Origin of the sequence: Burkholderia lata, assembly GCF_902499025.1 — a bacterium.
Taxonomy (GTDB): Bacteria; Pseudomonadota; Gammaproteobacteria; order Burkholderiales; family Burkholderiaceae; genus Burkholderia; species Burkholderia lata_C.
Genome location: NZ_CABVPW010000044.1, coordinates 1 through 22,629, shown reverse-complemented (window position 1 = coordinate 22,629; position 22,629 = coordinate 1). Strand labels below are relative to the sequence as shown.

The window sequence follows — 22,629 nt, the reverse complement described above, 5'->3', positions numbered from 1 at the left end:
TTAGGGAAACACCATGTCCGACGTCGAAAACCAACCGTTCTTCAACATCCAGCGCGTCTACCTGAAGGATATGTCGCTCGAGCAGCCGAATTCGCCGGCGATCTTCCTCGAGCAGGACATGCCGTCGGTTGAAGTCGAAGTCGACGTCAAGGCGGACCGCCTCGCGGAAAGCGTGTTCGAAGTCGTCGTGTCGGGCACCGTCACCGCGAAGGTGAAGGACAAGGTCGCGTTCCTGATCGAAGCGAAGCAGGCCGGCATTTTCGACATCCGCAACATTCCGGACGAACAGCTCGACCCGCTCGTCGGCATCGCTTGCCCGACGATCCTGTTCCCGTACCTGCGTTCGAACATCGCCGACGCGATCACGCGTGCGGGCTTCCCGCCGATCCACCTGGCGGAAATCAACTTCCAGGCGCTGTACGAACAGCGTCTCGCACAGCTTCAGCAGCAGGCCGGTGCCGCAGCAGGCGCACCGAACGGCACGACGCTGAACTGACGTTTCACTCGGAGGACCGGTGCTGGGTATGAAAGTAGCCGTTCTCGGCGCCGGTGCCTGGGGCACCGCGCTCGCGGGCCATCTGGCCGCGCGGCACGATACGCTTCTGTGGGCGCGCGACGCCGCGCTCATCGCCGGGCTGCAGGCCCGGCACGAAAATTCCCGCTATCTGGACGGCATCGCGCTGCCTGACGCATTGCGCTACGACGCCGATCTCGGCGCCGCGCTCGCGCATGGCGCCGCGGACGACGCACTGTGCGTGATCGCCGCGCCCGTGGCCGGGCTGCGCACGCTGTGTCACGCGATGCGCGACGCAGGCTGCGTGCCTGCGCACGTCGTCTGGGTCTGCAAGGGCTTCGAGGCCGACACGCATCTGCTGCCGCATCAGGTGATCGCGGCCGAGCTGCCCGAACAGCACAGCAACGGCGTGCTGTCGGGGCCGAGCTTCGCCCGCGAGGTCGGGCAGTCGCTGCCGGTCGCGCTGACGGTGGCGAGTACGTCCGCCGAATGCCGCGAGCGCACGCTCGCCGCGTTCCATCACGGTGCGATGCGGATCTATACGGGCGACGACGTGGTCGGTGTCGAGGTCGGCGGCGCGGTGAAGAACGTGCTCGCGATCGCGACCGGCATCGCCGATGGCCTCGGTCTCGGGCTGAACGCGCGCGCCGCGCTGATTACGCGCGGCCTCGCCGAAATGTCGCGGCTCGGCGTCGCGCTCGGCGGCCGTGCGGAAACCTTCACGGGCCTCACGGGCCTCGGCGACCTGATCCTCACCGCAACGGGCGACCTGTCGCGCAACCGCACGGTCGGCTTGCAACTGGCGGCCGGCCGTACGTTGAACGATATCCTCGGTGCGCTTGGCCACGTGGCCGAAGGCGTGCGCTGCGCGCAGGCGGTGCTGGCCATCGCGCGCGCGCAGTCGATCGAAATGCCGATCACCGAAGCCGTATGCGGCGTGCTGTTCGACGGCATCGCGCCGCGCGACGCCGTCAGCGGCCTGCTGCGGCGCGACGCGCGCGCCGAGTAACGAGGCCCGGCGCCGCTCGGCGCCGTGTTTGCGTCGGGCGCGCGGCGTCAAAGCGCGCTACGCTTGAACAGTCTCCGGCGTTCCGGGAGGTTGTCATGCTGCAGATCCATTCCACCACGCTCGATGCGCAGGTCGTCGACATCACGACGCTCGATGTCGACGCGATCGTCAACGCCGCGAACGGTTCGCTGCTCGGCGGGGGCGGCGTCGACGGCGCGATCCACCGCGCGGCCGGCCCCGGCTTGCTCGCCGAATGCCGCACGCTCGGCGGCTGCGAGACGGGCGACGCCAAGCTCACGCGCGGCCACGGGTTGCCGGCGCGCTACGTGATCCATGCGGTCGGGCCCGTGTGGCAAGGCGGCGGGAGCGGCGAGGCCGACCTGCTCGCGTCGTGCTACCGGCGCGCGATCGAGCTGGCCGAGGAGGTGGCGGCAACGTCGATCGCGTTCCCGGCGATCAGCTGCGGCATCTATCGCTACCCGGCTGAGCAAGCGGTCGAGATTGCGGTCGGCACCGTCGCCGAAATGCTGCCGCAGGCGCCGAACCTCGCACGCGTGGTGTTCGCGTGCTTTTCCCCCGACATTTACGACCTGTATCGCGCGCGGCTCGCGCGGGCGTGACGCGTCCCGCGGGGCGGGATGCGCCGCGCAATCGTCATGCGCCGCCTTCGAAGCCGGCCTGGCGCCACGCCTCGAACACGACCACTGCGACCGTGTTCGACAGGTTCAGGCTGCGGTTGTCCGGTCGCATCGGCAGGCGCACGCGTTGCTCGTTCGGGAAGCGCTCGAGCAGTTCGGCGGGCAGGCCGCGCGTTTCCGACCCGAACACGAACCAGTCGCCGGGCAGGAACGCATGATCGTGGAAGCGGCCCGAGCCGCGCGTCGTGAACGCGAACATCCGTGCGGGATCGGGCGTTTCCGCCGCGATGAACGCATCCCAGTCGCGGTGCACGCGCATCTGCGCATACTCGTGATAGTCGAGACCCGCGCGGCGCATCCGCGCGTCGTCGAGCGGGAAGCCGAGCGGCTCGATCAGGTGCAGGCGCGCGCCCGTATTGGCGCACAGGCGGATCACGTTGCCGGTGTTCGGCGGAATTTCGGGGGCGACGAGGACGACGTTGAACATGTTTCGGTCTGGCTGGGCCGGCCGGGGCGGCGCCATGTGCGCGTTCCCGGCCGGCCGGTTCGTGGCGGCCGCCGCCGTGTTCGGGCGGCTGGCCTCTCTATCTAATTAATCCCTGGCGGTGCGCAGCGCAACCAGATTCGTCACGCGCGCGGCGCCCGCCGCCTTCAGCGCGTGCGCGGCGGCCGCGAGCGTCGCGCCGGACGTCATCACGTCGTCGACGAGCGCGACGTGGCGGCCGGCGACGCCACCGGCCACCGCGAATGCCGCCATCACGTTGTCGCGCCGTGCGTGCCGGTCGAGCCGCGACTGCGGCGCGGTGTCGGCGACGCGCGCGAGCAGCGCCGCATCCGCGCGTACGCCGAGCCGGCGCGCAAGCGGGCGTGCGATCGCCCACGCCTGGTTGTAGCCGCGCGCGACGAGCCGCCGGTGCGACAGCGGCACCGGTGCCACCAGGTCGAAGCCGCCAGCGCCGGGCGACTCGTCGATCAACCGGGCGAGCCGCACGGCGAATTCGGTGCCGAGCGCGAGTTGCCGGTGAAACTTCAGGCCGCGCGCGAGCCCGTCGAGCGGCGCGCGGTAATCCGCCAGTGCGAGCGTCGCATCGAACGGCGGCGGCGCCGCGCGGCAAGCGTCGCAACGGTACGCGGCTGTGCGGCCGGCACCGCCGCGCGCGCCGCGAGGCGGGAGCGAACGCGGTTGCCCGATGCCCAGCGGCAGCGCGCAGACGTCGCAGCGCAGCCGCGCTTCGTTCCAGTACGCGGCGTCGCAAGCGCTGCAAATCACGGCGTGTGACAAATTGCCGCACAGTGCGCAGCGATTCGGCAGCGCGACCGCGGCGACGCGCGCTGTCAGCGCGCGAACCTGCGACAAAGCGACGCGCATCGTGCGTCGGGCGGAACGGCGGATCATCGCAACACTCCTGACACCCCGCCTCAATGAAGCCTGCGGGGCGAGCGAGTATACTTCGGGCTCTTCGCCAGTGTGCCCGACATGTCCCCAGCTTCGACTTCAACCGGCCGTCCGGCCAATGACGCAAGGCGCCTGCGGCGGATTTTCGACCGCCGTGCCGCCACGTTCGATGCGGTCGCGTTCCTGCCGCGCGAGATCGCGCAGCGCATGAACGAACGCCTCGAATACATCAAGGTGAGCCCCGCAGCCGTGCTGGACGCGGGCTGCGGCCCGGGCGACGACCTGCCGGCGCTGCGCGCACGCTTTCCGGAGGCGCCCGTATTCGGCGTCGACCTGTCCGGCGCGATGCTCGCGCGAGCGGGGCAGCGCGAGGTCGAGGAGACGAGCTGGCGCCGCTGGCTGCCGGCCTCGCTCGGCCGCGCACTGGGCCAGCGCGGCCCGCGCGTCGCGCAGGCCGATTTCGCCGCGCTGCCGTTCCCCGGCGGCGCCTTCGACCTGATCTGGTCGAACCTCGCGCTCCACTGGCATTCGCGCCCGGACGCGGTGCTGCCTGAATGGCAGCGCGTGCTGCGCGTGAACGGGCTGCTGATGTTCAGCACGCTCGGCCCCGATACCCTGCGCGAACTGCGCGCGGCCTGCGCGGACGCCGAAGCGGCGCTCGGCATGGCGCCGCCCGCCGCGCGCGTGATCGATTTCGTCGACATGCACGACCTCGGCGACATGCTCGTCGAGAGCGGCTTCGAGATTCCCGTGATGGATCAGGAAGTGCTGACCGTCACCTACAAATCCCCCGATTCCCTGCTGGCCGACGTGCGCCGCTGGGGCGCCTATCCGTTCGATCGCGACGCGCCGCAGCGTGCGACGCGGCGCTTTCGCGCGGCGCTCGGCGACGCGCTGGAGGCCCGCCGGCGCGCGGACGGCACGATTCCGCTGACGTTCGAAGTGATCTACGGCCACGCGTGGAAGGCGGTACCGCGCACGACTGCCGAAGGGCACGGGATCGTACGCATCGAGGACATCGGAAAGGGGCGTCCGAAGAATCGGTAAAGCGGTAAAGAGGGGTTTTGTTATGTCTGAAATTAGCGGCGCAAAGCGGGGTCGAATTAGCGCCTGAAATGGCCGAAAAGCTTGTCGCGCTTGGCTCGCGGGCCGATAGTCGCTTGCTTGTGGATGCCATTGAACCCGCCTATAATGCGTCAGCTTGTCGTCCCGGGGTCCCCGCAATAAGGGGCGACGAGTCCGATGCAGGCATGCATCGCATGCCATTCGCGTGAGGCGGCGATGGAAGCAGCGAGGGTTTTGGCGGAGACGACGAACGGCGAGCCGGTCCTCGAAGACTGGCTGATGAAGCGCAATTGTTCGGTGTCGCCGCGCCAGTTCGTGCTGTTTTACGCGTCGCTCGCGGGTTTCTCGCTGGTGATCGCGACATTGCTGATGTGGCAAGGGGCTTGGCTCGTCATGCCCTTCACCGGAATCGAGTTGCTGGCTGTGGGTGTCGCATTTGCGATCTATGCTCGCCATGCGGTCGATTACGAGCGCATCAGGCTGTATCCGCACCGGCTCGTGATCGAGCGAATGGATGCGGAGCGGCTCACGCAGATCGAATTCAACCCGCGCTGGGTGCGGGTCGAGCCGGGTGCGACGCCACGCGACCCGATTCGGCTGGTATCGCGCGGGCAGACCGTCGTAATCGGGCAGCATCTCGCGCAGTACAAGCGTGCGCAGTTCGCCGACGAACTGCGCGTGTCGCTCAGGCGCTGCGGCTGACGAGGCGCGGGCACCGGCGGATATGGCCGGCGGCTTGCGACGGGGGAGGGTTTGAATGGAAATTTTGGGTAAGGATGCTATGAAAACAATCAAGCGAGCCCTCGCGGGCGTGCTGGCATGCAGCGGATTGCTCTTTGCCGGTGCCGCCCTGGCGGTCGGTGATAGCCCGGGCGGCCCCCGTGTCAACGAGATCAACTTTCAGCCGCCTGTCACGAAGATCGCCGAGGAGCTCTACGATCTCCACACGATGATGCTCATCCTGTGTACGGTGATCTTCGTCGGCGTGTTCGGCGTGATGTTCTATTCGATCTTCGCGCACCGCAAATCCAAAGGCCACAAGGCCGCCAATTTCCATGAAAGCACGACCGTCGAGATCATCTGGACGATCGTGCCGTTCGTCATCGTCGTGCTGATGGCGCTGCCGGCGACGAAGGCCGTCGTCGCGATGAAGGACACGACGAACGCCGATCTCACGATCAAGGTCACCGGCTACCAGTGGAAGTGGGGCTACGACTACGTGAAGGGCCCGGGCGAGGGCATCGGCTTCCTGTCGACGCTCAGCACCCCGCGTGACGAAGTGATGGGCAAGAAGCCGATCACCGACACCTATCTGCAGGAAGTCGACAATCCGCTCGTCGTGCCGGTCAACAAGAAGATCCGCATCATCACGACCGCGAACGACGTCGTCCACTCGTGGTACGTGCCCGCGTTCGGCGTGAAGCAGGATGCGATCCCCGGCTTCGTGCGCGACACGTGGTTCAAGGCCGACAAGGTCGGTACGTTCCGCGGTTTCTGTACCGAGCTGTGCGGCAAGGAACACGCGTACATGCCGGTCGTCGTCGAAGTCCTGTCGGAGGACGACTACGCGAAGTGGGTCACCGCGCAAAAGGCCAAGCTGGCCAGCGCCGCAGTCGATCCGAACAAGGTCTACACGATGGCTGAACTCGTCGCGCACGGCGAGGAAGTCTACAAGGCGAACTGCGCGGCCTGCCACCAGGTGAGCGGCAAGGGCCTCGGCGCCTTCCCGGCGATGGACGGCAGCCCGATCGTGAACGGCCCGATCGCCGGCCACGTCGAGCGCGTGCTGCACGGCAAGGGCGCGATGCCGTCGTGGGCGTCGCTGTCGGATCTCGACATCGCATCGGTCATCACGTACGAACGCAATTCGTGGGGCAACCACAAGAACGACCTGCTGCAGCCGAAGCAAGTGGCCGACGCGCGTAACGGCAAGATGCCGGAAGACGCGGCGGGCGCAGCGGCAGCGGCACCGGCAGAAGCCGCTTCGGCGCCGGCGCAAGCCGCGTCGGGCGCAGCCGAGCAGCCGGCGGCAGCGTCGGCATCGGCCGCACTGTCGACGATCTACTTCGAGACGGGCAAGAGCGTGCTGCCGGCCGACGCGAAAGCGGCAATCGCCGCTGCGGCCGACTATGCGAAGGCACATCCGGACGCGAAGCTCGCGCTGTCGGGCTTTACCGACAAGACGGGCTCGGCCGACGCAAACGCCGAACTGGCGAAGCATCGCGCACAAGTCGTGCGCGACGCGCTGAAGGCAGCAGGCGTGGCGGAAGACCACATTATTCTCAAAAAGCCGGAAACGATCACGGGCGGGGCTGACGCGAAGGAAGCCCGGCGTGTCGAGATCGGCCCGGCGGCTTGACGTGTCGCTGAGTTAGTCGACGTATTCGCATTAGGAGATTCTCATGTCTAGCATCGGGCACGACGTAGCCGCGGACCACGCGCACGACGACCACGCGCACGAAATGCCGCACGGCTGGCGGCGCTGGCTGTTCGCCACCAACCACAAGGACATCGGTACGCTGTACCTGTTGTTCTCGTTCATCATGTTCCTGTCGGGCGGCGTGATGGCGCTCGCCATCCGGGCCGAGCTGTTCGAACCGGGCCTGCAGATCATGCGTCCGGAGTTCTTCAACGAACTCACGACGATGCACGGCCTGATCATGGTGTTCGGCGCGATCATGCCGGCGTTCGTCGGCTTCGCGAACTGGATGATTCCGCTGCAGATCGGCGCATCCGACATGGCGTTCGCGCGGATGAACAACTTCAGCTTCTGGCTGCTGCCGGTCGCGGCCGTGCTGCTGGTCGGCTCGTTCTTCGCGCCGGGTGGCGCGACGGCCGCCGGCTGGACGCTCTACGCGCCGCTGTCGACGCAGATGGGCCCGGGCATGGACTTCGCGATTTTCGCGGTCCACATCATGGGCGCATCGTCGATCATGGGCGGGATCAACATCGTCGTGACGATCCTGAACATGCGCGCACCGGGCATGACGCTGATGAAGATGCCGATGTTCGCATGGACGTGGCTGATCACGGCGTACCTGCTGATCGCGGTGATGCCGGTTCTGGCAGGCGCGATCACGATGGTGCTGTTCGACCGCCACTTCGGCACGTCGTTCTTCAACGCGGCAGGCGGCGGCGATCCGGTGATGTACCAGCACATCTTCTGGTTCTTCGGCCACCCCGAGGTGTACATCATGATTCTGCCGGCGTTCGGGATCGTGTCGCAGGTGATCCCGGCGTTCGCACGCAAGACGCTGTTCGGCTATAGCTCGATGGTGTACGCGACGGCTTCGATCGCGATCCTGTCGTTCATGGTCTGGGCGCACCACATGTTTGCAACGGGCATGCCGGTCACCGGCCAGCTGTTCTTCATGTACGCGACGATGCTGATCGCGGTGCCGACGGGCGTGAAGGTGTTCAACTGGCTCGCGACGATGTGGCGCGGCTCGATGACGTTCGAAACCCCGATGCTGTTCGCGATCGGCTTCCTGTTCGTGTTCACGTTCGGCGGTCTCACGGGCCTGATGCTCGCGATGGCGCCGCTCGACATCCAGTATCACGGGACCTACTTCGTGGTGGCGCACTTCCACTACGTGCTGGTGGCCGGCTCATTGTTCGCGTTGTTCTCGGGCTGGTACTACTGGGCGCCGAAGTGGACGGGCTGGATGTACAACGAGACGCGCGGCAAGATCCACTTCTGGGCGTCGATGATCTTCTTCAACCTGACGTTCTTCCCGATGCACTTCGTCGGCCTCGCAGGCATGCCGCGTCGCTATGCGGACTACCCGGCGCAGTTCACGGACTTCAACCAGGTGGCGACGATCGGCGCATTCGGCTTCGGCCTCGCGCAGGTGTACTTCCTGTTCGCAGTCGCGCTGCCGGCCTACCGTGGCGGCGGCGAGCTGGAAAAGGCGTCGGACAAGCCGTGGGATGGCGCAACGGGCCTCGAGTGGACGGTGCCGAGCCCGGCTCCCTTCCACACGTTCGAGCAACCGCCGCACGTCGAGTAAGTTTCACAGTGCGTTCCGCCGCTGCCTGCCGCGCAGGCAGGCGCGGCGGGCGCCGAATTGAAATTCCAGCGAAGTTTCAGATGAACCGGAATCCACAAGAAAGACGAACGCCCGAGCAGATTCGCGCGGGCAACAAGCGGCTCGGCCTCATCCTGCTCGTCATCGCCGCCGTCTTTTTTATGGGTGTCGTGATCAAGCAGTGGTGGCTGTCCACTCACTGATGCAGCAACAGACGCAGTAGCGAGGAAGTTGTCGTATGTCGAAGCCGGAAGAGGGCGCCGTCGATCGCGCGTTCAATCGTTCGATGCTGGTGAAGCTCTTCGTCGTGGCCGGGCTGATGTTCGGTTTCGGCTTCGCGCTGATCCCGATGTATCGGGCGATCTGCCAGATCACCGGCATCAACAACCTGGTGCAGCGCGATGTCAGCGAGCGCGAGGTGAAGAACTCGCAGGTCGACTATAGCCGCACGGTGTCGGTCGAGTTCGATGCGAACGCGCGCGGCCCGCTCGGTTTCAAGCCGGAGCACAACAGTCTCGACGTGCATCCGGGTGAGCTGACGACGATCGTGTACGACGTGACGAACGGGCAGGGCCGGCCGGTCGTTGCCCAGGCGATTCCGAGCTACGCGCCGAAGCAGGCGACGGAGTTCTTCAAGAAGATCGAGTGCTTTTGCTTTACGCAGCAGACGCTGGCCGCGAACGAGTCGCGCAAGATGCCGGTGGTGTTCGTGATCGATCCGAAACTGCCGAAGGACGTGAAGACGATCACGCTGTCGTACACGTTCTTCGAGCTGAATACGCCGGCCACGCCGGCGCCGGCGCCGGGCAAGACCGCGGCGCAGGGCGCGGCGAAGCCGGACGCATGACGACGGAGGCGGGGCGATGACGGAGAAGCGGGGCGGGACGTTCGGCCAGGCGCTGAAAGCGGTGCTGTGGTCGTTCTTCGGGGTGCGCAAGCGGCGCGACCTGGAGGCCGACGCGACGCAGCTGAATCCGCTGCACGTGCTGATCGTCGCGTTGCTGGCGGCCGGTGTGTTCATCGGCGTGCTGATCCTGATCGTGCGTGCGGTCGTGGGCTGAAGCCCGCGGCCACGAAAGAATGCAGTGCGCGGCGCCACGGCGCCGCGTGCAGGAAGGAGCGGTGGTGGTCACGCCGCGCAAGAAATAAAGCCGGAGCGGTTTCCGGTACACAAATTGGACTGAAGTGGAGAATCAAGCATGAGCGGTCAAAACCAGACCCCGTACTATTTCGTGCCGCATCCGTCGCAGCATCCGATCAGCGCGGCCATCGGCCTGCTGGTCATGCTCGGATCGACAGCGCTGTGGATCAACGGTCACGACTGGGCGCCGTTTACGGCGCTGCTCGGCCTGCTTTGGTTGCTCTTCACGCTGTATCACTGGTTCGGCGACGCGATCGCCGAGTCGGAAGGCGGTCACTACGGCAAGAACGTCGACAAGTCGTACCGCTGGAGCATGAGCTGGTTCATCTTCTCCGAAGTGATGTTCTTCGGCGCATTCTTCGGCGCGCTGTTCTACGCACGTGAAATCGCGCTGCACCAGCTCGGCAGCCTCGACTACAAGCTGATCTGGCCGGATTTCTCCGCCGTGTGGCCGAACGAAGGCCCCGCCGCGCTCGCCGGTCACTTCAAGACGATGGGCCCGTGGCCGATCCCGACGCTGAACACTGCGTTCCTGCTGTCGTCGGGCGTGACGCTGACGATCTCGCACCACGCGCTGCGTGACGATCATCGCAAGAAGGCGATCGCATGGCTGGCCGCGACGCTCGCGTTCGGTATCTGCTTCCTGTTCCTGCAGGGCTTCGAGTACTACCACGCGTACAACGAACTGAACCTGACGCTGAACTCGGGCGTGTACGGTTCGACGTTCTTCCTGCTGACGGGCTTCCACGGCTTCCACGTGTTCCTCGGCGGCACGATGCTCGCGGTGGTGCTGGTGCGGATGATCCGCGGCCACTTCAAGCCCGATCACCACTTCGCATTCGAAGGCGCCGCGTGGTACTGGCACTTCGTCGACGTCGTCTGGCTCGGCCTGTACGTCGTCGTCTACTGGCTGTAAATGGAACAACGGCCCGCGCAGCAATGCGCGGGCCGTTTTCATTGGGTCGGCCGGGCAGCGTGACTACCGGCCTTCACCACCCTGGCGCCGCCGCGACTCAGTCAGGCGGCGCTTTTGCTTGGTGGCCCGGCCGTGCGGCGAAATGTCACAGCGGTCACAGCGGCCGCGGCGACCAACGGATCAACGCCCGATCGGCAGGCCGGTCGAATGGATCCAGCCCATCCAGTTCGCGATCAGGATGAGCAGGAACAGCGACACCGACAGCCCGACGCGGGTGGCGAGCGACCAGACCATGCGTTTCGTGTGGCCGCGGTCGTGCATCATGAAGTAGAGCGCCGAGCCCATGCTGGCAATGATGAGGACGAAGGCGATGGGAACGAGTATGTGCATGACACGAACCGGACGACGGCAATTCGAAAGGAAGAGGATAATTATCGCACTTCGCTTTCGGGCATGTGCCGGGCGGGCCGCATGATGAAGATACGCTGGCTCCCCGCGCTGCTGATTCTCGTCGTCGTCGCGGTCACGATCCGTCTCGGTTTCTGGCAGCGCGACCGCGCGCACCAGAAGGAAGCGCTGCAGGCGAGCATCGAGCGCTACGAGCAGGCGGCGCCCGTCGACGTCGGCGCGCAGCCGATGCCGCTCGCGTCGATCGAGTTTCATCGCGTGCGTGCGAAGGGCCGTTTCCTGCCCGACCAGGCCGTGTTCCTCGACAATCGGCCGTATAACGACCAGCCGGGTTTTTACGTCGTGATGCCGTTTAAACTCACGGGCGGCGGCGTCGTGCTCGTGAACCGCGGCTGGCTGCCGCGCAATATCTCCGAGCGCACGGCGATCGAGCCGTTCGCGACGCCCGCGGGCGACGTCGAGATCGTGGGCATCGCACGCGCCGACGCGTCGCGCGCGTTCGAGCTCGGCGAAGGCGGGTCGGCCGCGCACCAGAGGATCCGGCAGAACCTGGACGTCGCCGCGTATGCGAAGGAAACGGGGCTGCCGCTGCAGCCGTTCGTGATCCAGCAGACGAGCGACGACGGCGACAAGCTCGTGCGCGACTGGCCGGCGGCGACGACCGGCGTCGAGCGCAATTACGGTTACATGTTTCAGTGGTGGGCGATGGCGGCGGCCGCGCTCGGCTTCGGCCTGTACGCCGCGCGGCGTGCGGCGAAGAAGTCGGCCGGCGCGTGAGCGCCATGCCAGGACGCGGCGCGTGCGCCGCGGGTTCGTTTCGAGAGGTCTGATTTGTCCATGCAATCTTCCCGTCAGGGTCCGGCCGCCGAGCCGGTTTCGCCTGCGGCCCGCAAGCGCGGCCGCTGGATGCTCGTGCTGCTGGGTCTCGTGTGCGCCGCACCGATGATCGCGTCGTACTTCACCTATTACGTGATCAAGCCGAGGGGCGGCTCGACCAACTACGGCACGCTGATCGAGCCGCAGCGCCCGATCCCCGCGGATCTGCAGGTGACCGACGAAACCGGCAAGACCGTGCCGCTGTCGTCGCTGCGCGGTGTGTGGCTGTTCGTGATGACCGACAGCAGCGCGTGCGACAAGGCATGCGCGGAGAAGCTCTATTTCATGCGCCAGATCCGCGTCACGCAGGCGGGCGAGCGGCACCGGATCACGATGGTGTGGCTGCGCAGCGATGCGGGCGCGACGCCGCAGATCGTGCTGGATGCGTACCCGGACACGCGCCGGCTCGTCGCCGACCCGGCCGCGGTGGCCGCGTGGCTGCCGGCCGACGCGGGCACGAAGGACAGCGACCACATCTACATGGTCGACCCGAACGGCAACCTGATGATGCGTTTCCCGAAGAATCCGAACCCCAGCAAGATCAAGTCGGACGTGACGAAGCTGCTGAAGTGGTCGAGCATCGGCTAAGGCAATACGAGAGGCAATGAACCGATGGCGTATCTACTGCAACTCGGCCTGATCGGCTTCTGCATCGCGCTGCTGCCGCTGTCGTACGTGTGGGTGAAGGCCGACGACAACAAGTTTCGCAAGCTGGTGTGGATCACCACCTTCCTGACGCTCGACCTGGTGATGTTCGGCGGCTTCACGCGGCTGACCGATTCGGGGCTCGGCTGCCCCGACTGGCCCGGCTGCTACGGCACGTCGTCGCCGTTCATCGCGCACGCCGCGATCACGGCCGCGCACCAGGCGATGCCGACGGGCCCGGTCAGCATGTCGAAGGCGTGGATCGAGATGATCCACCGCTATTTCGCGATGGCGATCGGCGTGCTGATCATCGCGCAGGTCGTGATCGCGTGGTCCGCGCGGCTGCGCCGCCGCCCGCTGCACGTGTCGCCGTGGTGGCCGACCAGCCTGCTGCTGCTGATCCTCGTGCAGGGCGCGTTCGGCGCGTGGACGGTCACGATGAAGCTGCAGCCGGTGATCGTCACGATCCACCTGCTGCTCGGCCTCACGCTGCTCGGCACGCTCGGCTGGCTCGCGGCGCGGCAGACGCCGCTGCCGTCGCATGACCCCGAAGCCGGCCGCTATCGCGCGGCCGCGCTCGCGGCGCTCGTGCTGCTGGTCGTGCAGATCGCGCTCGGCGGCTGGGTGAGCACCAACTACGCAGTGCTCGCGTGTACCGACTTCCCGACCTGCAACGGCCAGTGGATCCCGCCGATGGACTTCGAGCACGGCTTCCACCTGTGGCGCGCGCTCGGGATGACGAAGGACGGCGAGGCGATCACGCAGGATGCGCTGGTCGCGATCCACTGGACGCACCGCACGTTCGCGTTCGTCGTGGTCGCGTACCTGGTCGCGTTCGCGCTGAAGATGCGCCGCTTCGAATCGCTGCGGCGGCCCGCGAACGGCGTGCTGCTGGTCGTCCTGCTGCAGTTCGTGACGGGCCTGACCAACATCGTGCTGCAGTGGCCGCTGCCGGTCGCCGTCGCGCACAACGGCGGGGCCGCGATCCTGCTGCTGCTCGTCGTCATGTTAAACTTTCGCATCCTTTCAAGCCGCCCCGGCCGTGTCGCGCAGCCTGCGCGCGACGCCGCCCCGGCGTGACCGCCCCCATGCAAAGCACCCTCTCCCAATCGCCCGGTAGCCGGTTTTCGCAGTACATGGCGCTGACGAAGCCGCGTGTCACGCAGCTCGCGGTGTTCTGCGCGGTGATCGGCATGTTCCTCGCGACGCCGGGCATGGTGCCGTGGCACGTGCTGATCGGCGGTACGGTCGGCATCTGGCTGCTGGCCGGCGCCGCGTTCGCGATCAACTGCCTCGTCGAACAGAAGATCGACGCGATGATGCGCCGCACCGCGTGGCGCCCGTCCGCGCGCGGCGAGATCACGACCCCGCAGATCCTGATCTTCTCGGCCGTGCTCGGCAGCGTCGGCGCATGGACGCTCTATACGTTCACGAACCCGCTGACGATGTGGCTGACGATCGCCACCTTCGTCGGCTACGCCGTGATCTACACGCTGCTGCTCAAGCCGATGACACCGCAGAACATCGTGATCGGCGGTGCATCGGGCGCGATGCCGCCGGCGCTCGGCTGGGCCGCGGTCACCGGCGCGGTGCCGGGCGACGCGTGGATCCTTGTGCTGATCATCTTCGTGTGGACGCCGCCGCATTTCTGGGTGCTCGCGCTGTATCGCCGCAAGGATTACGAGAACGCGGGGCTGCCGATGCTGCCCGTCACGCACGGCGAGAAATTCACGCGGCTGCACATCCTGCTGTACACGGTGATCCTGTTCGCGGTCACGCTGATGCCGTTCATCTCCGGGATGAGCGGGGCCGTCTACCTGACGAGCGCGGTGCTGCTCGGCGCGGTGTTCCTCGCGTATGCGTGGAAGATCCATCGCGACTACTCGGACGAACTCGCCCGCAAGGCCTTCCGCTACTCGATCGTCTACCTGTCGCTGCTGTTCGCGGCGCTGCTCGTCGATCACTATGCACGCCCGCTGCTCGGCGTGTAACCGCACGGTTTGAACGCAATGCTCCAATCACGGTTCGGGCGCCGCGCGCGCCAAGGCTGGCTGCTCGCATGCGCATTCACGGCAGCGCTGCTGCTCGCCGGATGCGACAACGCGCCGAAATTCCAGAATCTCGACATCACCGGCAACACGCAGTTCGGCAGCGACTTCTCGCTGCCCGATACGGCCGGCAAGGTACGCACGCTCGCCGACTTCAAGGGCCGTGCTGTCGTGATGTTCTTCGGCTATACGCACTGCCCGGACGTGTGCCCGACGACGATGGCCGAGCTGTCCGAAGCGCTGAAGCAGCTCGGGCCCGATGCCGCGAAGCGCGTGCAGGTGCTGTTCGTGACCGTCGATCCGGAGCGTGACACGCCGGCGCTGCTCGGCCAGTACGTGCCCGCGTTCGATCCGTCGTTCATCGGCCTGCGGCCGGCCGACGAAGCGGCGCTGAAGAAGGTCACGAAGGATTTCCGCGTGTACTACGCGAAGGTGCCCGGCAAGACGCCCGGCAGCTACACGATGGATCACACCGCCGCGAGCTACGTGTTCGACCGCGACGGCAAGCTGCGCCTGTTCGTGCGCGACGGCCAGGGCCCTGGCCCGTGGGTCCACGACCTGAAGCTGCTGGTCGACTGACCGGCCGCCGCCGGGCGCCCGGCCCGGCGATCACGTGACGGCCGCCACGCGCCGTCACGCTTTCCCTCTCATTTCGTTGTTTGCATGCGCCGCCCGTCGGGCGGCGTGTCGGCCTGCGCGCGCATCGCGCAGAGGTCGCGCAGGTGTCGCGTTACGGCAGCGCGGGCACGTTGAAGCCGGATGCGGCGCGCGTGATCCGGAATTCCGTCACGCGATACGTGGCGAGCCCCTCGGTGACGAACGGATCGGTCTTCAGGATTGCGTCCAGCTCGTCGCGATCGATGCGGGCCGCGAGGATCACGCCGCCTTCGCGCGGCACCTTCGGCCCGGCCGCGATGAAGATGCCCTTGTCGAACTGCGGCTGCAGGAATGCGCGATGGCGTTCGAGCGCGTCGTCGATGCGCTCGAGCGATGCGGTGTAGTGGATGTCGATGACGTACATGGATGGCCCCCGGAATGGCGCCGGCGCTTTGTGTGCCGGCCAGCCGGTCTTTTTAGCACAGCGGATGGAGGCTGTCGCGTCGGCGGGTGCGGTGCGGGGCGCAGGCAGCGGCACGTCGAGCGACGGTCAGCCGTACCCGCTCGTATTCAAGTTGTAAGCCTCGATGCCGTAATTAAATGGGCAAGCGTTTGCGCGCGGCAGGCCGTTCGCGCGCAGCGTGCGCATCGACATCGACAAAGGCACGCAGATGAGCAGAATGAGTTTGAACCGCAAGCTGTGGCTCGCGCTTGCGCTGGTATGGATCGGTCTCCTGGGCGTCGGCGCATGGAGCGCGTACGAGACGCGCGCGACGATGCTCGCCGAACGCAAGGCAGGCATTGCGAATCTCGTCGATTCGGCGGCCGGCATCGTGAAGGCGTATCACGCCCTCGCGCAGAGCGGCACGCTGCCCGAGGCCGACGCGAAACGCGACGCGCTCGCGAGCCTGGCCGCGATGCGCTACGGCGACTCGGGCTACGTGTTCGTGATGGACTCGAAGCCGGTCGTGCTGATGCATCCGACGCTGCCGAAGCTGGTCGGCACGCAGGTCGGCGACTATCTCGACCCGGACGGCAAGCCGCTGTTCGTCACGATCCTGAATGCCGCGAAGGAAACCGGCAGCGGCTTCGCCGAATACCGCGGGCGCTTGCCGCACAGCGAGACCGCCGTGCCGAAGATCAGCTACGTCACGCGCTTTGCGCCGTGGGACTGGAACATCTCGAGCGGCGTCTTCCTGAAGGACATCGACACCATCTACTACCGGACGCTGCTCGGCCACCTCGCGGTCGTGTTCGTGATCGGCTTCGTGATCAGCGTGGCGATGCTCGTGATCATCCGCAACGTGCGCAGCAGCCTCGGCGGCGAGCCCGACGAGGCGGCCGCGCTCGCGACGCGCATCGCGCAGGGCGACCTGACGCAGCCGGTGCCCGTGCGGGCGGGCGATCGCACGAGCATGATGGCCGCGATGCACGACATGCAGGCCCGGCTGCAGGCGACGATCGGCGGGATTCGCCAGTCGGCCGGATCGATCGCGTCGGCGAGCCGCCAGATCTCGGCCGGCAACGACGACCTGTCGCAGCGCACCGAGGAGCAGGCCGCGTCGCTGGAAGAAACCGCCGCGAGCATGGAGCAGCTGACCGCGACGGTGAAGCAGAACGCCGACAACGCGCGGCAGGCGAGCGGGCTCGCGAACAGCGCATCGGAGATCGCGCGCACCGGGAGCGACGTCGTGAACCGCGTGATCGGCACGATGGGCGAGATCGACGACAGTTCGCGCAAGATCGCCGACATCATCGGCGTGATCGAGGGTATCGCGTTCCAGACCAACATCCTCGCGCTGAATGCGGCGGTCGAAGCCGCGCGCGCCGGCGAGCAGGGCCGCGGCTTCGCGGTGGTCGCCGGCGAAGTGCGTTCGCTCGCGCAGCGCAGCGCGACGGCCTCGAAGGAGATCCGCGAGCTGATCGTCGACTCGGTCGAGCGCGTGCGCAACGGGTCGACGCTGGTCGGCCAGGCCGGCACGACGATGGGCGAGATCCTGCAGGCCGTCGCACGCGTGACCGACATCATGGGCGAGATCGCGGCGGCGTCCGAGGAGCAGGCGAGCGGCATCACGCAGGTCGGGCGCGCGGTCACGCAGATGGACCAGGTGACGCAGCAGAACGCGGCGCTCGTCGAGGAGGCCGCCGCTGCGGCCGCGTCGCTGCAGGAGCAGGCGGCGCGACTGCGCGATGCGGTCGGCGCGTTCCGGGTCGGCGGGCAGGTGGGCGAGCCTGCATTCGGCACCGCGGAGGCCGACCGGGCAACGGTGGCGTGACGTACTCGGGCTGACGCGCGACTCACATAAACGCAACTAACGGCCGAGTCGCGCAACTTCCGCCAGCACCGCTGCGGTGCATACCCATATGAGCGGGATGTATTTCACTTCCCGCCGATCCTGTGACACCATTTGCCCCTTCCAGCGAGTCGGGGCATACCCGTATCGCGCCCCATTTCAGTCAAGCAAGAAAGCGAGAAACAGATGAAGCGTCGCAGTCTCCTGAAGGTATTTTCGGTGCTGGCCACCGGTGCAGCGCTGACGCTGTCGGCAGGCGCGCACGCCGAAGACAAGGTGATCAAGGTCGGCACGGTCGCCGGCCCGGATTCGGAAGTGTGGCAACTCGTCCAGAAGGTCGCGAAGGAGAAGGAAGGCCTGAACGTGAAGGTCATCGAGTTCAACGACTACGTGCAGCCGAACGCGGCGCTCGACTCGGGCGACCTCGACGCAAACAGCTTCCAGCACCAGCCCTACCTCGACAGCCAGGTGAAGCAGCGCGGCTACAAGCTGGTCACCGCGGGCCTGACCTACATCTCGCCGATGGGCGTGTACTCGAAGAAGTTCAAGGCGCTGAAGGACCTGCCGCAAGGCGCGAAGCTCGCGGTGCCGAACGATCCGTCGAACGAGAACCGCGCGCTGCTGCTGCTGCAGACGCAAGGCGTGATCAAGCTGAAGGCGGGCGCCGGCACGGGCGGCAACAACGCGACGGTGCTCGACATCGCCGAGAACCCGAAGAAGCTGAAGATCTCCGAACTCGACGCCGCGCAACTGCCGCGCGTGCTGTCGGACGTCGACGCGGCCGTGATCAACACGAACTACGCGCTTGCCGCGAACCTGCAGCCGACCAAGGACGCGATCGCGCTCGAAGCGCTGACGAGCCCGTACGCGAACGTGATCGCCGTGCGCGCGAAGGACAAGGACCAGCCGTGGGTGAAGAAGCTGGTCAAGGCGTACCAGTCGCCGGAAGTGAAGGAATTCATCAAGAAGCAGTTCAAGGGCTCGATGGTCGCGTCGTTCTGAGCGCCGCACACCGGTCGACCCGCTGAACGAAAAGGGCCTGCATCGCGCAGGCCCTTTTTCATTGGCGCGGCCGATCGACGGCCGCACGGTATCCGGCGTTCAATGCCGGCTCACATCTCGCCGCGTCGCGAGCAGATCGACATGATCTGCTGGATCGCGTAGTTGTCGCGCACGCCCGGCAACGACTGCACCACACACTCGTGAAAGCGCCGCTCGCGCGGCAGCAGCATCGCGTTGTTGCGGTACAGCGCGTCGCACGAGCGCTGGATCAACTGGGCGGCCCCGCCGTTGCGGCTTTCGCGCAGCGCATTGAGCATGCAGTCGTCGTATTGCGCACTGCCGTCGGTCAGCGCGAACGCCGCACCCGGCAGCGCCAGCGCGACGGCAGCGAATGCGATGGCTCGAACTCCCCGTTTCATGTGCCCTCCGATGGCGTGGAATGGGTCGGCCGACAGCATAACGTAAAGCCGCAAGCGCGGCTGACGCGTTGTGACGGGCCGACGGGAACCGCCGCCGGGCGGGCTTCACGCCCGCTCGCGCGCGTCGGCGGGCGCTGCGATCCGGGGCGCGATGCGAAAGCGCGGAGTCAGGCGGTGGTCTGCGGAAATGGTATCCTCGTGCGTTCGCCGCTGCACGCTTTCCCGGAGCGTGCGCGGGCCGCTCGCCAGCGTGTCGTACGCATGGCGGCGCCCGCCTGACGGCGGCGGGAATCCATCATCCAGAACCGACACAATACGGGGGAGACACACCCATGAAGCGTTTCAAGACTTTCGCGATCCGTTCGATCACGGCCGGCGTGGCCGCACTCGCGCTGGCAGGCGCCGCGCATGCACAGACCGTCAAGGTGCTGTCGATCGTCGATCACCCGGCGCTCGATGCGATCCGCGACGGCGTGCGCGCCGAGCTGAAGGCGGAAGGTTACGGCGACGACAAGCTCAAGTGGGAATACCAGAGCGCGCAGGGCAACACGGGCACGGCCGCGCAAATTGCGCGCAAGTTCATCGGCGACCAGCCCGACGTGATCGTCGCGATCGCGACGCCGGCCGCGCAGGCGGTAGTCGCATCGACGAAGAGCGTGCCGGTCGTCTATTCGGGCGTCACCGATCCGGTCGCCGCGCAGCTCGTGAAGGGCTGGGGCCCGTCGGGCACCAACGTGACGGGCGTGTCCGACAAGCTGCCGCTCGATCGCCAGGTCGCGCTGATCAAGCGTGTCGTGCCGAATGCGAAGACGGTCGGCATGGTCTACAACCCGGGCGAGGCGAACTCGGTCGTCGTCGTGAAGGAGCTCAAGGAGATCCTCGCGAAGCAGGGGATGACGCTGAAGGAGGCGGCCGCGCCGCGTACCGTCGACATCGGCCCGGCCGCGAAGAGCCTGATCGGCAAGGTCGACGTGATCTACACCAACACCGACAACAACGTCGTGTCCGCGTACGAAGCGCTCGTCAAGGTCGCGAACGAAGCGAAGATCCCGCTCGTCGCCGGTGACACCGACAGCGTGAAGCGCGGCGGCATCGCGGCGCTCGGCATCAACTACGGCGACCTCGGCCGCCAGACGGGCAAGGTCGTCGCGCGCATCCTGAAGGGCGAGAAGCCGGGCGCGATCGCGTCGGAGACGAGCAGCAACCTCGAGTTGTTCGCGAACACGGGCGCGGCCGCGAAGCAGGGCGTGACGCTGTCGCCGGATCTGCTCAAGGAAGCGAAGACGGTCATCAAGTAAGCCGCGGCCCGACCGCCGCGCTTGCGGGCCCGATCCGGGCCTGAACGACACCGCCGGACGGGCGGCTCCCACCCGGGGCCGCCCGTTCGCTTCGCCCGGCCGTACACGTCCGGCCGGGAAGCAACAGGATTTCCCCATCATGTCTCTGTTCTCGTTTCTGGGCGCGCTGGAGATCGGCCTGATCTTCAGTCTCGTCGCCCTCGGGGTGCTGATCTCGTTTCGCATCCTCAACTTCCCCGACCTCACCGTCGACGGCAGCTTTCCGCTCGGCGGCGCCGTCGCCGCGACGCTGATCTCGGCCGGCTACGATCCGTTCAGCTCGACCTGCATCGCGATCGTCGCGGGCGCGGCGGCCGGCTTCATCACCGGCTGGCTCAACGTGCGCCTGAAGATCATGGATCTGCTCGCCAGTATCCTGATGATGATCGCGCTCTATTCGGTGAACCTGCGGATCATGGGCCGGCCGAACGTGCCGCTCATCACCGAGCCGACCATTTTCACCGTGCTGCAGCCCGACTGGATGCCCGACTACGTGCTGCGCCCGGCGTTGCTCGCAATCGTCGTCGTGGTCGCGAAGCTCGGCCTCGACTGGTTCTTCTCGTCGCAGCTCGGCCTCGCGATGCGCGCGACCGGCGCGAACCCGCGGATGGCGCGCGCGCAAGGCATCGCGACCGGCCGTGCGACGCTTGCCGGGATGGCGCTGTCGAACGCGCTCGTCGCGCTCGCCGGCGCGCTGTTCGCGCAGACGCAGGGCGGTGCGGATATCTCGATGGGGATCGGCACGATCGTGATCGGGCTGGCCGCCGTGATCATCGGCGAGACGCTGCTGCCGGCGCGCCGGCTCGTGCTGACGACGCTCGCCGTCGTGCTCGGTGCGATCGTCTATCGCTTCTTCATCGCGCTTGCGCTCAACAGCGAATTCATCGGGCTGAAGGCGCAGGATCTGAACCTCGTGACGGCCGCGCTCGTCACGATCGCGCTGGTGCTGCCGGCGACGCGCAAGAAACTGTTCGCGCGCAAGAACGGAGGGGCCTGACATGCTGTCCGCACAAGACCTGAAACTCACGTTCAATCCCGGCACGCCGATCGAGACGCGTGCGCTGCGCGGGCTGTCGCTCGAGATTCCGGACGGCCAGTTCGTCGCGGTGATCGGTTCGAACGGCGCCGGCAAGTCGACCTTCCTCAATGCGGTCAGCGGCGACCAGGCCGTCGATGCGGGACGCATCTCGATCGACGGCACGGACGTCACGCGCAAGGCCGCGTGGGATCGCGCGCACCTCGTCGCGCGCGTGTTCCAGGATCCGATGGCCGGCACCTGCGAGGCGCTGACGATCGAGGAGAACATGGCGCTCGCGATGGCGCGCGGTGCGCGGCGCGGCTTCCGGGCCGCGCTCGACCGGCCGTCGCGCGAGCTGTTCCGCGACAAGCTGCGGCTCCTGAACCTCGGTCTCGAGAACCGGCTGACCGACCGGATCGGGCTGCTGTCGGGCGGCCAGCGGCAGGCGGTGAGCCTGTTGATGGCGTCGCTGCGGCCGTCGCGGATCCTGCTGCTCGACGAGCACACGGCCGCGCTCGACCCGAAGACGGCCGCGTTCGTGCTGGAGCTGACCGCGCGCATCGTCGCCGAGAGCAAGCTGACGACGATGATGGTCACGCACAGCATGCGGCAGGCGCTCGACTATGGCGACCGCACGGTGATGCTGCACCAGGGGCAGGTCGTGCTCGACGTGTCGGGCGACGCGCGCAAGGGGCTCGACGTGCCGGACCTGCTGCAGATGTTCGAGAAGGTGCGTCACGAGCAGCTCGACGACGACGCGTTGCTGCTCGGCTGACGGGCGGCCGGCGGGCCGGCGCGGTGCGGAGTGCTGCATCGTGCCGGTTTGCCTTCGGGGTGGCGTGCCCGTCCGACCGGGCGATTCGGGCCGGATGGCGGTGGCGCGCGTTCGGGCGGCACGATCCGGGCGCGTCCGCTCCGGAGCGGCGTAACATGACGGCCGCTCCGGCTTTCCTGCTGTTTTTCTTCTGACGAAAACCGGTTTTGCACCGGTGCTGTGCGACGCGAGCGCATTGCCATATACTGTATATCCATACAGTTGTGGGTGGCGTCATGCTCGCATCCTCCATTTCTCCCGAATCCCTTCATCCATCGCTGTGGCGTGGCTCGCAGCTCGCGCGCGGCGGTCCGCGCACGATCGAGACCGGCTTCGCGCCGTTGTCGGCCGAGTTGCCGGGCGGCGGCTGGCCGGTCGGCGGGCTCGTCGAACTGCTGGCCGCGCAGCCGGGCTGCGGCGAGATGCGGCTGCTCGCGCCCGCGCTCGCGCGCACCGTCAGCGCG

26 protein-coding genes and 1 pseudogene are annotated in these 22,629 nt (G+C 67.0%); 22 read left to right on the top strand and 5 right to left on the bottom strand.

What is annotated here, in order from left to right; all coding sequences use genetic code 11:
- Positions 1–13: 13 nt before the first annotated feature.
- From secB to BDI24065_RS33380, 3 genes are all read left to right on the top strand, one after another.
- A complete protein-coding gene (gene secB, locus BDI24065_RS33390; RefSeq protein WP_011353285.1) occupies positions 14–496 on the top strand; it encodes a protein-export chaperone SecB in 483 nt (160 codons plus the stop codon).
- Positions 497–524: 28 nt separating this feature from the next.
- Positions 525–1,523: an NAD(P)H-dependent glycerol-3-phosphate dehydrogenase gene (locus BDI24065_RS33385; RefSeq protein WP_011353284.1), complete on the top strand. Its 999-nt coding sequence runs from the start codon at positions 525–527 to the stop codon at positions 1,521–1,523.
- 95 nt (positions 1,524–1,618) lie between these two features.
- Complete coding sequence (locus BDI24065_RS33380; protein ID WP_175034796.1) at positions 1,619–2,143, top strand: O-acetyl-ADP-ribose deacetylase; 525 nt, start codon at positions 1,619–1,621, stop codon at positions 2,141–2,143.
- A gap of 34 nt (positions 2,144–2,177) precedes the next feature.
- Here the strand turns inward: BDI24065_RS33380 and trmL are convergent, their stop codons facing one another.
- Together trmL and BDI24065_RS33370 are read right to left on the bottom strand one after the other, a co-directional pair.
- Positions 2,178–2,648 (bottom strand): tRNA (uridine(34)/cytosine(34)/5-carboxymethylaminomethyluridine(34)-2'-O)-methyltransferase TrmL, encoded by a 471-nt coding sequence (gene trmL / locus BDI24065_RS33375; protein ID WP_021164234.1) that lies wholly within the window; start codon positions 2,646–2,648, stop codon positions 2,178–2,180.
- A gap of 105 nt (positions 2,649–2,753) precedes the next feature.
- A complete protein-coding gene (locus tag BDI24065_RS33370; RefSeq protein WP_175034795.1) occupies positions 2,754–3,557 on the bottom strand; it encodes a ComF family protein in 804 nt (267 codons plus the stop codon).
- 81 nt (positions 3,558–3,638) lie between these two features.
- Between BDI24065_RS33370 and BDI24065_RS33365 the strand changes: the two genes are divergently transcribed.
- The 8 genes from BDI24065_RS33365 (at position 3,639) to BDI24065_RS33330 (ending at position 10,707) form a co-directional block, all read left to right on the top strand.
- Complete coding sequence (locus BDI24065_RS33365; RefSeq protein WP_175034794.1) at positions 3,639–4,604, top strand: methyltransferase domain-containing protein; 966 nt, start codon at positions 3,639–3,641, stop codon at positions 4,602–4,604.
- Between the two features lie 195 nt (positions 4,605–4,799).
- The gene (locus BDI24065_RS33360) at positions 4,800–5,324 is read left to right on the top strand and encodes a DUF2244 domain-containing protein (RefSeq protein WP_011353279.1); all 525 of its coding nucleotides are present in this window, start codon (positions 4,800–4,802) and stop codon (positions 5,322–5,324) included.
- A gap of 55 nt (positions 5,325–5,379) precedes the next feature.
- Positions 5,380–6,981 carry a cytochrome c oxidase subunit II gene (gene coxB, locus BDI24065_RS33355; RefSeq protein ID WP_175034793.1) on the top strand — a complete coding sequence of 534 codons (1,602 nt, stop codon included), beginning with the start codon at positions 5,380–5,382 and terminating at the stop codon, positions 6,979–6,981.
- A 43-nt stretch (positions 6,982–7,024) separates the two neighbouring features.
- Positions 7,025–8,632 (top strand): cytochrome c oxidase subunit I, encoded by a 1,608-nt coding sequence (ctaD, locus tag BDI24065_RS33350; RefSeq protein ID WP_031401318.1) that lies wholly within the window; start codon positions 7,025–7,027, stop codon positions 8,630–8,632.
- Positions 8,633–8,712: 80 nt separating this feature from the next.
- The gene (locus BDI24065_RS33345; RefSeq protein ID WP_043187223.1) at positions 8,713–8,853 is read left to right on the top strand and encodes a cytochrome oxidase small assembly protein; all 141 of its coding nucleotides are present in this window, start codon (positions 8,713–8,715) and stop codon (positions 8,851–8,853) included.
- A 35-nt stretch (positions 8,854–8,888) separates the two neighbouring features.
- Complete coding sequence (locus BDI24065_RS33340; protein ID WP_043187224.1) at positions 8,889–9,497, top strand: cytochrome c oxidase assembly protein; 609 nt, start codon at positions 8,889–8,891, stop codon at positions 9,495–9,497.
- Positions 9,498–9,513: 16 nt separating this feature from the next.
- Positions 9,514–9,711: a DUF2970 domain-containing protein gene (locus BDI24065_RS33335; RefSeq protein ID WP_043187225.1), complete on the top strand. Its 198-nt coding sequence runs from the start codon at positions 9,514–9,516 to the stop codon at positions 9,709–9,711.
- 138 nt (positions 9,712–9,849) lie between these two features.
- A complete protein-coding gene (locus BDI24065_RS33330; protein ID WP_011353274.1) occupies positions 9,850–10,707 on the top strand; it encodes a cytochrome c oxidase subunit 3 in 858 nt (285 codons plus the stop codon).
- A gap of 180 nt (positions 10,708–10,887) precedes the next feature.
- Here BDI24065_RS33330 and BDI24065_RS33325 read toward each other — a convergent pair whose 3' ends face one another.
- Positions 10,888–11,097, bottom strand: coding sequence for a twin transmembrane helix small protein (locus BDI24065_RS33325; protein ID WP_011353273.1), 210 nt, complete (start codon positions 11,095–11,097; stop codon positions 10,888–10,890).
- A gap of 84 nt (positions 11,098–11,181) precedes the next feature.
- Between BDI24065_RS33325 and BDI24065_RS33320 the strand changes: the two genes are divergently transcribed.
- Genes BDI24065_RS33320 through BDI24065_RS33300 form a run of 5 tightly spaced genes read left to right on the top strand, consistent with a single transcriptional unit; the run spans position 11,182 to position 15,263 of the window.
- On the top strand, positions 11,182–11,892 hold the full coding sequence (locus BDI24065_RS33320) for an SURF1 family protein (RefSeq protein ID WP_254609910.1): 711 nt from the start codon (positions 11,182–11,184) through the stop codon (positions 11,890–11,892).
- A 60-nt stretch (positions 11,893–11,952) separates the two neighbouring features.
- On the top strand, positions 11,953–12,579 hold the full coding sequence (locus BDI24065_RS33315) for an SCO family protein (RefSeq protein WP_175034791.1): 627 nt from the start codon (positions 11,953–11,955) through the stop codon (positions 12,577–12,579).
- A 24-nt stretch (positions 12,580–12,603) separates the two neighbouring features.
- Positions 12,604–13,716, top strand: coding sequence for a COX15/CtaA family protein (locus BDI24065_RS33310; RefSeq protein ID WP_175034790.1), 1,113 nt, complete (start codon positions 12,604–12,606; stop codon positions 13,714–13,716).
- Between the two features lie 8 nt (positions 13,717–13,724).
- Positions 13,725–14,627, top strand: coding sequence for a heme o synthase (cyoE, locus tag BDI24065_RS33305; protein ID WP_011353269.1), 903 nt, complete (start codon positions 13,725–13,727; stop codon positions 14,625–14,627).
- An 18-nt stretch (positions 14,628–14,645) separates the two neighbouring features.
- On the top strand, positions 14,646–15,263 hold the full coding sequence (locus BDI24065_RS33300) for an SCO family protein (protein ID WP_175034789.1): 618 nt from the start codon (positions 14,646–14,648) through the stop codon (positions 15,261–15,263).
- A gap of 151 nt (positions 15,264–15,414) precedes the next feature.
- On the opposite strand, the gene BDI24065_RS33295 is transcribed toward BDI24065_RS33300, so the two are convergent.
- Entirely contained in the window at positions 15,415–15,705 is a 291-nt protein-coding gene (locus BDI24065_RS33295) for a YciI family protein (RefSeq protein ID WP_039346187.1), read from the bottom strand.
- A 247-nt stretch (positions 15,706–15,952) separates the two neighbouring features.
- Between BDI24065_RS33295 and BDI24065_RS33290 the strand changes: the two genes are divergently transcribed.
- Both BDI24065_RS33290 and BDI24065_RS33285 read left to right on the top strand, forming a co-directional pair.
- Positions 15,953–17,557, top strand: a complete 1,605-nt coding sequence (locus BDI24065_RS33290) for a methyl-accepting chemotaxis protein (protein WP_175034788.1) — start codon at positions 15,953–15,955, stop codon at positions 17,555–17,557.
- Between the two features lie 204 nt (positions 17,558–17,761).
- Complete coding sequence (locus BDI24065_RS33285) at positions 17,762–18,577, top strand: MetQ/NlpA family ABC transporter substrate-binding protein (protein ID WP_175015874.1); 816 nt, start codon at positions 17,762–17,764, stop codon at positions 18,575–18,577.
- 110 nt (positions 18,578–18,687) lie between these two features.
- Here BDI24065_RS33285 and BDI24065_RS33280 read toward each other — a convergent pair whose 3' ends face one another.
- Positions 18,688–18,996 carry a VF_A0006 family four-cysteine protein gene (locus BDI24065_RS33280; protein ID WP_175034787.1) on the bottom strand — a complete coding sequence of 103 codons (309 nt, stop codon included), beginning with the start codon at positions 18,994–18,996 and terminating at the stop codon, positions 18,688–18,690.
- A gap of 332 nt (positions 18,997–19,328) precedes the next feature.
- Here BDI24065_RS33280 and BDI24065_RS33275 point away from each other — a divergent pair, with 332 nt between their 5' ends.
- The 4 genes and pseudogenes from BDI24065_RS33275 to BDI24065_RS33260 form a co-directional block, all read left to right on the top strand.
- Entirely contained in the window at positions 19,329–20,294 is a 966-nt protein-coding gene (locus BDI24065_RS33275; RefSeq protein WP_175034786.1) for an ABC transporter substrate-binding protein, read from the top strand.
- A 139-nt stretch (positions 20,295–20,433) separates the two neighbouring features.
- Positions 20,434–21,330: an ABC transporter permease gene (locus tag BDI24065_RS33270; protein WP_174997277.1), complete on the top strand. Its 897-nt coding sequence runs from the start codon at positions 20,434–20,436 to the stop codon at positions 21,328–21,330.
- Between the two features lies 1 nt (position 21,331).
- Positions 21,332–22,126 carry an ABC transporter ATP-binding protein gene (locus BDI24065_RS33265; RefSeq protein ID WP_011353261.1) on the top strand — a complete coding sequence of 265 codons (795 nt, stop codon included), beginning with the start codon at positions 21,332–21,334 and terminating at the stop codon, positions 22,124–22,126.
- 275 nt (positions 22,127–22,401) lie between these two features.
- Positions 22,402–22,629: pseudogene (locus tag BDI24065_RS33260) on the top strand (translesion DNA synthesis-associated protein ImuA); the annotation flags it as partial.